Source organism: Rickettsia endosymbiont of Ixodes scapularis, assembly GCF_000160735.1.
GTDB classification, from domain to species: domain Bacteria; phylum Pseudomonadota; class Alphaproteobacteria; order Rickettsiales; family Rickettsiaceae; genus Rickettsia; species Rickettsia tamurae.
Genome location: NZ_CM000770.1, coordinates 379,317 through 391,556 on the forward strand (window position 1 = coordinate 379,317; position 12,240 = coordinate 391,556).

Sequence of the window (12,240 nt, forward strand, 5' to 3'; positions counted from 1 at the left end):
AACAATACCTACGAAAATGACATAAATCACTTTTTAAGAAATAAATATATGTCTCCAAAATTCATGAAATTTTACGAAAAATATATGACGATTGTCGGTACAATCGGCAATTTTATGTTTTATGTACAGGCTCATAAGATTTTCACCTGCAAATCTTCAGCTTCCGTTTCTATGCTCACCTTTACTATAGGTGCTATTGCTCTTTGTAGTTAGCTTATATACGGCATATTAATAAAAAATACACCTATTATAATAGCAAATATAGTAGGTTTTATCGGGGCATTATTAGTTCTCTTAACCATAATAATATTTAATAATGACTAAGAAAATCATTACTTTAGTTGGTCGTCCAAATGTAGGCAAATCAACGCTTTTCAATAGATTAAGCACACGTAAAAAAGCTATCGTTCACGATTTGCCGGGCGTCACTAGGGATAGAAAATATACAGAAGGCAAAATTGGCTCTTTTGAATTTTTGTTAATTGATACCCCAGGACTTGAAGAGAATCCTGATAGTATGGGAGAGAAGTTAATGGAACAGACTACTAAAGCAATTTTAGAAGCAGATTTAATTTGCTTTATGGTTGACGGTAGAAGCGGAATATTGCCCGATGATAAGCTACTTGGTAGCTTTGTTAGAAAATATAATAAGCCTGCTATATTGGTAGTTAATAAATGCGAGAAAGCTTTTGATTTTGATAAAGAGTACTACAAATTAGGGTTTGATAGTATGGTGGCTATCTCTGCCGAGCATGGCACAGGCTTAATTAATTTATATGACGAGATTATTGCCAAGTTACCTGAAGAAGAATCAATCGAGACAAATATAGCCGATCCAATTAAAGGAGATTGTTTGCAGATAGTAGTTAGCGGCAGACCCAATGCCGGAAAATCTACTTTTATAAACGCTCTTATTAATGATGAAAGATTATTAACCGGTCCTGAAGCCGGCATTACTCGTGAATCAATTGAAATTGATTGGCAATACAAAAATAATCATATTAAATTAATCGATACGGCAGGGCTTCGCAAAAAATCTACTATTACAGAATCTTTAGAAAAATTATCGGCATCAGATACTATTAACAGTATTAAATTTGCTAATACCGTAATCTTAATGATTGATGCTTTAGTCCCTTTAAAACAGCAAGATTTAAATATTGCAAGCCATGTGGTAAATGAGGGAAGAAGTATAGTTATAGTAGTGAATAAATGGGATTTAGTTAAAGAATCCGAAAAAGAAGCATTTCAGGAAGAATTTTATTATCAGATAAATACTCATCTGCCTCAGGTTAAAGGGGTACCAGTTCTATTCATTTCAGCAATAAATAAACAAAATATAGAGCAGGTTTTAGATGCTTGTCTTAAAATCTATAAAATTTGGAATAAAAAAATAACTACCAGCAAATTAAATGAATGGCTTAATTTTACTACGGAAGCACATCCACTACCTCTACAAAAAGGCGGTAAAAGAGTGCGTGTAAAATATATGGCTCAAACAAAAACCCGCCCACCTACTTTCAAATTATTCTCTAATAACCCGGGGAAAATTACTGATAGCTATACTCGTTATCTAGTAAACAATATGCGTGAGGCTTTTGACATGCCGGGCATTCCTATTAGATTCACTTACGTAAAAACTAAAAATCCTTATGTGTAGTTTAAAATTAATTAATTTACAAAATTTAAATTTACGTATATACTTGTTTATACAATAATCAAGTATATTATTATGCAAAGTCAAATTAAAAAATGGGGAATAATTTAGGTATTAGAATACCTAAATATTTAGCTGGAAAATTACATGTTAGTGAAGGCGCATTAGTTAATTTAAAATTAACTAATAACGGTTTAATTATTAGCACAGAAGAATCTGAATTAGATATATTACTAAATAATATTACTGACTCTAATCGTTATCATGAATTATTAAGTAATGATAAGATGAAAGGTAATGAAACATGGTAAATTATATACCTGAAAAGGTAATATAGTTTGGCTTGATTTTGAACCACAAAAAGGTAAAGAAATTCAAAAGACACGTCCTGCGGTTGTACTTAGCCCTTACAAATATAATCTTAAAAGCGGTCTTGCTTTATTTGCTCCTATTACTAGTCAAATAAAAAATTATCCTTTTGAAGTAATAATAGATTTTTAGCAAATAAAGGGGGCGGTATTATGTGATCAAATTAGATCAATGGATTTCAAAGTACGTAAAGCAAATAAAATTCTAACATTAAATGAAATAATATATAAATTAAAATTACTTTTATAAAATATTCATTCTATAGTTAATATAAACTTTTTCCCTTAGTATTAATATTTTGTAATATAATACTTATTAGTATAGAAAGCAACAGTATAAAGAAACTGCTAGAAAACTTGTTAGTTGATTATCAAGCCGCCTGATTGTTCCAAACACTATTAGATTGACTCGTAATTAGTACACTTTAACCAAGCTGTAAATTAGATAAGTTCTCTATTCCAACTACACTTATTTTTTCTGTTTTTTTATATGTATTATTCCCGGCATTATGGTACTTCATCCTTGTAATTTCATAATGATACTTTGAATTTACAATATAATTTTAATCAAATAATAACAAGATTTTTCTATGTTCTTCTACCGGATTTTCCTATCTCTGACTAACGAATATTAGAATTACCCTCAACGAACATTAAAATTACCTATAAAAAAGAAGTAACTATGGACAGTAAAATCGAATAAAAATTTCTTTTTTAAGATTTATATATTATTCGAGAATTACTGATGACATGTACAAATAAACAAGTAGGTATTTTAATGCAAAAGATCAAAAAATATAATCAGATAATTTCTGCTGCAAAAGCAGGTATGAGTGTAAAAACGGCACGTAAGTATTTACGTGTTAATAAGTATCCAAGTGAATTACGAACAATACGTAAATATAGGACACGTAAGGATCCATTTGTTAAGCACTGGGATGAAATAGAATCAATGCTAGAATCAGCTCCGGAGTTGCAAGCAACTACCATATTAGCATATTTGACAGAAAAGTATCATGGGAATTATAATGGAAAGCAATTACGCTGTTTGCAGAAAAGGTTGAAACAATGGAGAGCTGAACATGGTAAGGATAAGCCAGTAATCTTTTTACAAAATATTCTTCCTGGCAAACAAAGCCAGTCTGATTGGAGCAATATGAATCAATTGGGTATTTGTATTGGTGGGAAACCATATCCTCACTTACTATTTCATTTTATGTTGCCTTATTCATGTTGGGAAACTTTCAGCATATGCCATAGTGAAAGTTTTGATACATTAGCATCAGGGTTTGAAAAAGCTGTATGGGAGTTAGGTGGAGTTTTACCAGAGCATCGTACAGATAATTTAAGTGCAGCTACCAAGCAATGTGGTAATAGTAGACAATTTACAGAAAAATGGCAAGAATTGCTTGGTTATTACGATGTTGCACCATCGCGAAATAATCCCGGTGTTAGTCATGAAAATGGTTCTGTTGAAAAAAGTCATGATACATTTAAGCAAGCAGTGAAACAACATTTGCTATTACGTGGATCACGTAATTTTGTTGATTTAAAAGCTTATGAATTATTCCTTACACATAGTTAAGAATAAAATTAATTAAAACAACTTACATGAGGCTAATATGAAGAATAAGAGTAAAGTATCAAATCCGACTATAGAAAAAGTAGTATCAGAAATACTATCACAAAGTGATCCATCTGAGATATTTGGCAAAGAAGGAATATTTCAGGAAATTAAAAAGCAGATAGTAAATAAGATTTTAGAAAAAGAAATGGAATCTCATATAGGTTATGAGAAGCATTCTAAGAATACCAAGGAGTCAGATAATAGACGTAATGGCAATTATGAAAAGACTCTAATAGATTCCGAGGGTCGTAAATTGATAGTAGAAGTGCCAAGGGATCGGGAAGGAGAATTTGAACCTCAACTAATTCCAAAAGGAGTAAGGAGATTTGAAGGATTTGATGATAAAGTAATATCTTTATATGCTAGGGGAATGACTATTCGAGAAATACAAGGGCACTTAGAAGAACTATATGCCACCAAAGTATCATCTGAGTTAATATCAAAGGTAACTGATGGCATTTTAGAGGAAGTTACTGCGTGGCAGAATAGAGCACTTGATAGTGTATATCCTATAATGTAGATTGTATTCATGTTAAGGCAAGAGACAATCATATAATAATAAATAAAGCAGTTTATCTAGCTATTGGCGTGAATATAGAAGGCAAGAAGGAACTATTAGGTATTTGGATAGGCAAGAATGAAGGATCTAAATTTTGGATGCAAGTAGTAACAGAACTGAAGAATCGTGGTGTAGAACAAATATATGTTGCGTGTGTTGATGGTCTTAAAGGTTTTCCAGAAGCAATAAATAGCATTTTCCCAAAAACCACAGTACAACTGTGTATTGTTCATATGGTAAGAAACTCTGTAAAATACGTATCATATAAAGATTTAAAATTGGTAACAGCTGATTTAAAGGCAGTTTATTCTGCAATAAATGAAGCAGAGGGATTAAGAGAATTACAAAATTTTGCCTTACTACATGACAATTTTTCATTTTATCATCTTTGGATATTGGAATATCAAGGACAACAGCTGTATCCAACGTACTAATTGAGTAGAAATATTATACAAGATATTAACCAATGTATCTAATCCAACACGAAATATACTATTTTGCCTATAACCATGTTTTTTAATAACTATTGGTTTATCTAAAACTATAATCTCTCCAGTTTGATAAGCTAGGCAAAATGCAATAGACAATATTTGCATCAATGTATCTAATCGTAAATCATTAGTAATATGAGTTGCTTCACAGTTGAATCCTGCTGATTTAAAAGCTTTGAACATTGTTTCAATTTGCCATCTTTGAGCATATATCTCAGCAGGATTTTTGATCTCATCACTATGTATTAAGACTGCAAGTTCACTCTTCTTATTTCTGATCCCTACTACATTAAATATTTCACCTTTTGTACCAATTCTACGTTGTGACAAACTCACATGCGATCCTATGGCTAGAGGGCGAAATAACTCTTGTATTTTAACCATTTTTCCCCTTGCATTACTGATATATTGTCTATTTTCTCTAACTCGAAAAACGTATCTTATTTGATTTGTTCTAAGCCAAGAGAGCCATTCCTTACCTATAAATTCTCTATCAGCGGTTAATGCTTCAATGCGGTTTTTGTCAAAAACTTCTAAAAAACACTCCATCAGATCAATACGCTCAATATAATCAGAGTTACCACACTTTTTATCACTTAGAAAATTCCAAAAAGGGGGATCGCTATACCATGAAAACTGACAGCTAAATATAAAATATTTATATGTCGTTTACCAAATTTCCAATTCGTTCTATCTAAACACAATACCCATTTTTGCTCCTGCTCAAACCCAGTCATCATGACTAACATAACAGGTAATACTCTCCATGATATTGAGATTTCAGAGATAAATCTTTGCATCCTTCTATACCATGAAGCTGCTTTAATCCCAGACGGCATTCTATTGCATAACAATGACATGTTTACTGTCCTGCTGTTAAGCATTGAAATGATAAATAATCCTAAACATTTTGCTCTTGATAAATTAAGCGAAATATGTTTTTGTAATAATTCGACTAGAGGGGCGGAATGATCTTTCATATGTAAACCAAGTTCTTTCCCCGTTATCATCATGAATTATCAGCAAAATTCAATCCTTTAGTCCTTACATCTCTAAAAATTGTCATGTAGTAAGAAAATTTTGCTAAAAAATGGGATGAAAAATATCCAGTTATTTTTGATATATGGCAGAGAAATTGGTCTGGAATAGCTCCGTTCTTTAGCTTTCCGGAAGACATTAGAAAGGCGATTTACACTACTAATGCTATTGAATCAACTAACCGTCAAATTCGTAAAATTATAAAAAATAAGGGGGTATTTCCAGATGATAAATCGATTCAGAAAATAATCTTTTTAGCATTGACAAATGCTTCTAAAAAATGGACAATGCCTATTAAGAATTGGGCCATGGCTTTAAATCAATTTGCTATACTTTGTGATACTAATTTACAAAATTGGGCAAATGGAGAAATCGTACTTACACAAAAAATCTGACAGACCCCTCTAAAAGAATTAATTGAATCGGTAGGGGCAAGTATTTTATTCCTTCCTACTTACAGTCCTAATCTTAATCCTATAGAACATTATTGGTTTAAAATTAAACATCAAATTAGAAAAGATACTAGTAACTTTACATATTTTTTTCTGCTGTTTATCACGTATTACAAAAAGTAACTACCTTACCTGCTTAAGCTATACGTCTCAAAAATAGCTTTATTACAATTGCCTTCAAATATTAGAGGTGCTACAATATTGCTATTAAATAGGCCAGCAATCATACTAATTCTGTGTTTGTGCTGATAAACTTTTTCACCATAACATCTTTCTCCTTTTGGGCTCCAGCCATGTTCTCGACACGCATTATCTTCTATTCCTGATTCATCCAAAAACACTAGTTTATCTTTGTCTATGGTGGTTATCTTTTCTATAAACTCATTTCTTAATTTATGATTTCTTTTGGGATGAAGAAAAGTTTTTTTATAGCTGTAACCAACTTTTCTAATCATGTTTATTATAGTTCTTGCTGACACTTTACTAGGATACAAGATGGCTAGCTCTCGACTGCTTTTATCTTTATTAGATTCCAAAAATTTTTTAAATCCTTCCATATCTGTTATTTTATGACTATGCCCTTTTTGATAGCCAGTTTTTAATTGAACATCTCCTGTTTCTTTCTTTAATTTCTTCCAATCATATATTACTTTACGGCTGATATTAAATACTTGACTTGCTTCTATTATTCTTTTCCCTGACTCAATATATTGAATCACTCCCTTTCTTAAATCATATGAATATGGACTTGGCATAACTATTTTCTAATTACTTTACCATATCCTTTTATTAATATCACTATCTTAATTGCCTATGCTATACTACAACAGAAGAAGCAAGAATGGCTCCAAACAAAAAGAGTAGAAGCAGTAAAAGGAATCGCATTCTCTAAATTACAAGCTAGGAAGGAAAGACAGCAACAAAGGTAAGCATTGTTGCGTGGATCAATTTCACCTCTGTCATCCGTGGCTTGACCACGGTATCTAGAAAAAAATTTAAAAAAGGTAGATCCTGCGATCAAGTCATAGTATGACATAATAACATACAACAACTATAAATCCTTACCACCTTCCGCATTTTTTCTAACTGACGGTGAGAGCATAATGCTTAGCTCTTTTAGAGCTTTATCCTCTACATAGCTTGGGGCGTTCATTAGTAAATCTTCAGCCTGTTGGTTTAAAGGAAACGCAATTATTTCCCTTATATTTGTTGCTTCCGCAAGCAGCATAACGATTCGGTCAATACCGGGGGCTATTCCACCATGTGGTGGAGCTCCAAACTTAAACGCTCTAATCATCCCTCCAAATCTCTTATCAACTTTCTCTTCACTATAACCTGCTATGGAAAATGCTTTATACATAATTTCCGGCTTATGATTTCTAATAGCACCGCTGGAAAGTTCAATACCGTTACAAACAATATCATATTGGTATGCGGTAAGTTCTAATAACTCTTCAGTGGTCTTAGCTTGCTCTAAAGCATCTATTCCGCCCTGCGGCATAGAAAACGGATTATGGCTAAAATCAATTTTTCCTGTTTCTTCATTTAGCTCATAGAATGGAAAATCGGTAATCCAGCAGAATTTAAAACAATCTTTTTCAAGTAAATCAAGCTCTTCACCAAGTCTTATTCTAACCTTACCGGCAAGTTTAGCAGCTTTCTCTTTCTTATCGCTAGCGAAAAATACAGCATCACCGTTACTAATGCTAGCTGTAGCTTTTAGACTCTCTAATTGCTGCGGGCTTAAGAATTTTGCTACCGGTCCTTTTGCTTCACCGGTTTCACTAAACTGAATATAGCCGAGTCCACCTGCTCCTTCTGATATCGCAAACTCTATCATTTTATCGAAGAAACTACGAGGTAATGAAGCAGCTTTAGGGGCAGGAATTGCACGAACTATGCTACCTTTTTTAATATTCTCTCTAAAGATTGTAAAATCGGAATTTCTAAATATCTCAGTTACATCGGCAATTATAATAGGGTTACGCAAATCAGGCTTATCAGAGCCGTATTTTAGCATAGATTCATTATATGGAATACGAACGAAAGGAGTCTCTGATACTTTCTCATCTGTAAATTTAGTAAATAAATCATGCATCACAGGCTCAATAGTACTAAATATGTCTTCCTGTGTAACAAACGACATTTCTACATCTAGCTGATAAAACTCGCCGGGTGATCTATCGGCTCTTGCATCTTCATCCCGAAAACAAGGAGCAATTTGGAAATAACGATCAAAGCCTGAAACCATTAATAACTGCTTGAATTGCTGAGGTGCTTGCGGTAATGCATAGAACTTACCCGGATGCATTCTACTCGGCACTAAGAAATCCCTAGCACCTTCAGGAGAGCTAGCAGTTAAAATCGGTGTCTGAAATTCGGTAAATCCTCTTGCCGTCATCAAATGACGAATATGAGAAATAATTTGTGAGCGGAGTATTATATTATTATGTAATTTCTCACGTCTAAGATCTAAAAAGCGATGTTTAAGCCTCGACTCTTCGGGAGCGTCTTTTTCGGTATTAATAACAAAAGGTAGAGTGTCCGCAGCTGATTCAATAATAAATTCCACAGCTAGCACTTCAACATGACCTGTCGGAAGCGTATTATTAATTGTGTCCTCTGATCTTGCTACAACTGTACCCCTTACCGTAATTACCGACTCATAACGCAAACGACTTGCATCCTCCATAAGCTGAGGGTTTTGATCGGTAAACACGATTTGAGTTATACCGTAATGATCACGTAAATCTATAAAAAGTAGATTCCCGTGATCTCTTCTTCTATGTACCCAACCGGATAACTTAACTTCTTTTTCTACATCAGATATTTGTAATTCGTTACAATTATGAGTTCTGTATTTATGCATTTTTATTTTTTTATTATACGATTTCCCCTATATTATATAAATAAAATCGCAAATTTTCGCAAATAAAAACTAAAAATTTATCTTGCCAAAGTTTTATCTTGATATTGCAGCAGCTTTTGGCTTTGATGGGAGTTGCTGATAATTTTGTTGTTGAGGTTTTACTTGATTTAACTCAAATCCATTCATATATTGCTTTCTTAGGATTTTTAATTATCTCTGCAACATTTTCTACTAGATTTATTATTCCTTTAACTAACGATAATACATCTTTTGCTATTTCACCTATAGAATTATTACCTGCTTGTAGTTTTTCTTGGTCTTTATTGGACAAATTACTACGTATGTTATTCATCCTTGATTTAAGCTCATCTTGTTCTAGCTCTTCTTTTGTAAAATGTGACTTAAGTTTTCTATCAACAATTTTTTGTTCTTCCGGGGTTAAATTTTTATATTGATCAACAAGCTTATTAACTTTTTCTTGTTCTTCCGGTAGTTTTGAAATATTTTCAGCAATATTTGGCATTTGTTTCTCTTATAAAGTTAAAACATATTAATTTTGCACATTATATATATTTTTTAACTTTATACAAGAAAAACTTTAATAGAAATTAACCTTTGAACGCAGCCTTAATACCTAGAAAGTCTAAAAAATTTCGTAATTCTTGACGTGCAAGTACGTGTGAACTATTAAATGCTCTATCATATTTTGCAGTTTTTAGATCAAGTAATGTTAGACCTTGCAAAAATAATTCCCTATATATTACACGTTCGCTAAATCCTTCTGCGAGTTTAAAGTTAATTCTTTTAGCAAGTTTAGCTAATACATTTCCTACGCGTCTTTTATTTAATGCATCAAGATTACTTAAACGATTACGAAGTATTACCCAATCTATACTAATTCTATCACGACTAGCACGCTCCATTTTCTGCTCCCAAATCATTTGACTATATATTGATGGGCTAATAATTTCATCCTTGCTATCGACTTTTGCTATTACGTCTAAATCTAGAAAGCTATCATTAATCGGTGTAATAATTGTATTGGCGTAAGAATGAGCAACTCTTGATAAAGGAGTATGACTGCCTGGGGTATCAATCACTATATAATCGGCATCCTGATTATTTTTGAGTACCTGCTCAAAACTCTTTGCTTGCTCTTCTACTTCGCTTTCCGATATATGAAAATGTTTCGGTACTAATACAGTTTTATCAGGATTTTGTTTATTATATAAATCTCGATTTTTTAAATAATTCGTTAACGAACTTTGACGTGAATCGGTATCTATACTTACTACCGAATAATTTTGATAAAGCAGAGCGATTATTAGATGCATAGAACAGGTAGTTTTACCTGCTCCGCCTTTTTCATTACCTATAACAAATATATAAGGTTTATTTATTGTGTTCATAATTATATTCAGAATAAACAAATAGTAGGTATACTACGAGTAATTATGTAATATACTCGATGAACTTCAAAAAAAGTAATCGGTTCACAAGACGAGGAACGGAGCGTATACTTAATACGTGAGTACCGCAGTACTTGTAAAACGATTACTTTTTTTGAAGTTCATCGAGTATATTTTTTGATAAATTTTTCAAGTAATCTAACACCATACCCAACTGCCCCTTTCGGACCAAGTGCTGAAGCTTCATTACTATTTGCAACGCCTGCTATATCTAAATGAGCCCAATCTACTCCATCTTTAATGAAACGTTTAATAAAATGTGCAGCCGTGCAGCTTCCGGCAACTCCCGGTACGTTCCCGATATTTGCCATATCGGCTATGTCGGAGTTAATCATTGCATCGTACTCATCATGAAGCGGCATTCTCCAAAGTTTTTCATTAACTTCTTCCCCTACTTTTATTAACTTATCAGCTAACTCATCATTATTGGAAAAACAACCGGCATATGTATTACCAAGTGCTACGGTTATTGCTCCTGTTAGAGTTGCGATGTCAATCACGCATTTAGGCTTAAATTTTTCTTGTGCATACCAAACAGCATCAGCAAGTACTAAACGCCCTTCTGCATCGGTATTTAAAACTTCGGCAGTTTGCCCTGACATAGTAGTTACTACATCCCCTGGACGCTGTGCATTACCGGACGGCATATTTTCGACAAGCCCTACAACACCGACTATATTTACAGGTAATTTTTGACCGGCAACCGCAATCATGGCACCCACAACTGCTGCAGAACCTCCCATATCGTATCTCATTAAATGCATATTACTTGACGGTTTTAATGAAATACCGCCTGTATCAAAAATCACTCCTTTACCAACCAAAGCAATAGTCGGAGCATCTTTACTGCCGCCTTTATATTCCATAACTACTAACTTTGACTCGTTTTGTGAACCTTGCCCCACACCAAGCAATGCTCCCATACCAAGATTTTTCATCTCACGTTCACCGATAACATCAACATCTACTCCTAGCGGTTCAAGTATATCAACTATTCTTTCGGCATAGACTTGCGGAGTTTTAATATTTGACGGTTCATTACTTATATCTCTTGTAAAAAATACTGCCTCAGCAATTAATTTTTTGACTTCAAATAATTTTGCCGCTTCAGTGCTATTATCGGTAAAAATTTCAATTGATTCTACTATGAACTTCTCTGCTTCTTTTAAGGTAGTTCTATATTTATTAAATCTGTAAGAAGCAAGAAACGCACCACTAGCAACTAAAGATGCAAATGTTTGAGATGTAAACCTGCTAATTCTATTTRTAAGTTTTAAGCCGATAGTAGAAATTTTACAACCGGTTGCATGCTGTAAAATTTTGCCGCCTAACTCTTCAATTTTTGCTTCAGTTAATTTTTCTTCATTCCCAAGACTTGCTATTATCAAATATCTAACCTCGCCTGATTTAATGACAGACGGAATAACCTTGATCTGTCCATATTTACCGGTAAATTGCAGTTTATTCTGAATAGTTTTAGAAATTAATCCGTGATGTTGTTGATCAAGTCCTATTAAATTACTATCAAGCTTTAACCGCTCATCAATAAAAACTACTAGACCTTGATTAGTAGATGATTCTTCATTCACAAAATTTATGTTAAGCATACTTATTCCTTATATTACTTTTGACTTTGGATAATTCTATTTATCTTGATAAAACTTTGCAAGTATTATAATTGATTTAAAACAAAATCTCATTAAATAGCAT

12 protein-coding genes and 4 pseudogenes are annotated in these 12,240 nt (G+C 33.0%); 9 read left to right on the forward strand and 7 right to left on the reverse strand.

The window, feature by feature from the left end:
• Positions 1-48 precede the first annotated feature (48 nt).
• The 7 genes and pseudogenes from REIS_RS12045 to REIS_RS01975 all read left to right on the forward strand — a co-directional run bounded on the left by REIS_RS12045 (position 49) and on the right by REIS_RS01975 (position 4,645).
• Positions 49-324 (forward strand): annotated as a pseudogene (locus REIS_RS12045) (SemiSWEET family transporter).
• Positions 317-1,660, forward strand: a complete 1,344-nt coding sequence (gene der / locus REIS_RS01955; RefSeq protein WP_008579569.1) for a ribosome biogenesis GTPase Der — start codon at positions 317-319, stop codon at positions 1,658-1,660. The pseudogene REIS_RS12045 and the gene der overlap by 8 nt, the downstream one beginning before the upstream one ends.
• A 92-nt stretch (positions 1,661-1,752) precedes the next feature.
• Positions 1,753-1,968, forward strand: a complete 216-nt coding sequence (locus REIS_RS01960) for an AbrB/MazE/SpoVT family DNA-binding domain-containing protein (RefSeq protein WP_008579570.1) — start codon at positions 1,753-1,755, stop codon at positions 1,966-1,968.
• Positions 1,969-2,029: 61 nt separating this feature from the next.
• Positions 2,030-2,158, forward strand: a complete 129-nt coding sequence (locus REIS_RS16870; protein WP_371256151.1) for a type II toxin-antitoxin system PemK/MazF family toxin — start codon at positions 2,030-2,032, stop codon at positions 2,156-2,158.
• A gap of 612 nt (positions 2,159-2,770) precedes the next feature.
• On the forward strand, positions 2,771-3,610 hold the full coding sequence (gene istA, locus REIS_RS01965; protein ID WP_008579571.1) for an IS21 family transposase: 840 nt from the start codon (positions 2,771-2,773) through the stop codon (positions 3,608-3,610).
• 37 nt (positions 3,611-3,647) lie between these two features.
• Complete coding sequence (locus REIS_RS01970) at positions 3,648-4,172, forward strand: IS256 family transposase (RefSeq protein ID WP_008579336.1); 525 nt, start codon at positions 3,648-3,650, stop codon at positions 4,170-4,172.
• A 38-nt stretch (positions 4,173-4,210) separates the two neighbouring features.
• Positions 4,211-4,645, forward strand: coding sequence for a transposase (locus REIS_RS01975; RefSeq protein ID WP_241760938.1), 435 nt, complete (start codon positions 4,211-4,213; stop codon positions 4,643-4,645).
• On the opposite strand, the gene REIS_RS12055 is transcribed toward REIS_RS01975, so the two are convergent.
• Together REIS_RS12055 and REIS_RS12060 are read right to left on the reverse strand one after the other, a co-directional pair.
• Entirely contained in the window at positions 4,586-5,353 is a 768-nt protein-coding gene (locus REIS_RS12055; RefSeq protein WP_338109792.1) for an IS4 family transposase, read from the reverse strand. The genes REIS_RS01975 and REIS_RS12055 overlap by 60 nt on opposite strands.
• Positions 5,299-5,715, reverse strand: a complete 417-nt coding sequence (locus REIS_RS12060; RefSeq protein WP_008579269.1) for a hypothetical protein — start codon at positions 5,713-5,715, stop codon at positions 5,299-5,301. The genes REIS_RS12055 and REIS_RS12060 overlap by 55 nt, the downstream gene beginning before the upstream one ends.
• A 72-nt stretch (positions 5,716-5,787) precedes the next feature.
• Between REIS_RS12060 and REIS_RS16350 the strand changes: the two are divergent.
• Together REIS_RS16350 and REIS_RS12070 are read left to right on the forward strand one after the other, a co-directional pair.
• A pseudogene (locus REIS_RS16350) lies at positions 5,788-6,135 on the forward strand (transposase); the annotation flags it as partial.
• A 9-nt stretch (positions 6,136-6,144) separates the two neighbouring features.
• A pseudogene (locus REIS_RS12070) lies at positions 6,145-6,332 on the forward strand (transposase); the annotation flags it as partial.
• On the opposite strand, the gene REIS_RS12075 reads toward REIS_RS12070, so the two are convergent.
• The 5 genes and pseudogenes from REIS_RS12075 to REIS_RS02005 form a co-directional block, all read right to left on the reverse strand.
• On the reverse strand, positions 6,321-6,947 hold the full coding sequence (locus REIS_RS12075; RefSeq protein WP_008579574.1) for a transposase: 627 nt from the start codon (positions 6,945-6,947) through the stop codon (positions 6,321-6,323). The pseudogene REIS_RS12070 and the gene REIS_RS12075 overlap by 12 nt on opposite strands.
• Before the next feature lie 296 nt (positions 6,948-7,243).
• Positions 7,244-9,061 carry an aspartate--tRNA ligase gene (gene aspS / locus REIS_RS01990; protein ID WP_008579575.1) on the reverse strand — a complete coding sequence of 606 codons (1,818 nt, stop codon included), beginning with the start codon at positions 9,059-9,061 and terminating at the stop codon, positions 7,244-7,246.
• Between the two features lie 93 nt (positions 9,062-9,154).
• Positions 9,155-9,584: pseudogene (locus tag REIS_RS01995) on the reverse strand (DUF3106 domain-containing protein).
• Between the two features lie 85 nt (positions 9,585-9,669).
• A complete protein-coding gene (locus REIS_RS02000; RefSeq protein ID WP_008579577.1) occupies positions 9,670-10,470 on the reverse strand; it encodes a division plane positioning ATPase MipZ in 801 nt (266 codons plus the stop codon).
• Positions 10,471-10,631: 161 nt separating this feature from the next.
• Entirely contained in the window at positions 10,632-12,137 is a 1,506-nt protein-coding gene (locus tag REIS_RS02005; RefSeq protein WP_008579578.1) for a leucyl aminopeptidase, read from the reverse strand.
• Positions 12,138-12,240 lie beyond the last annotated feature (103 nt).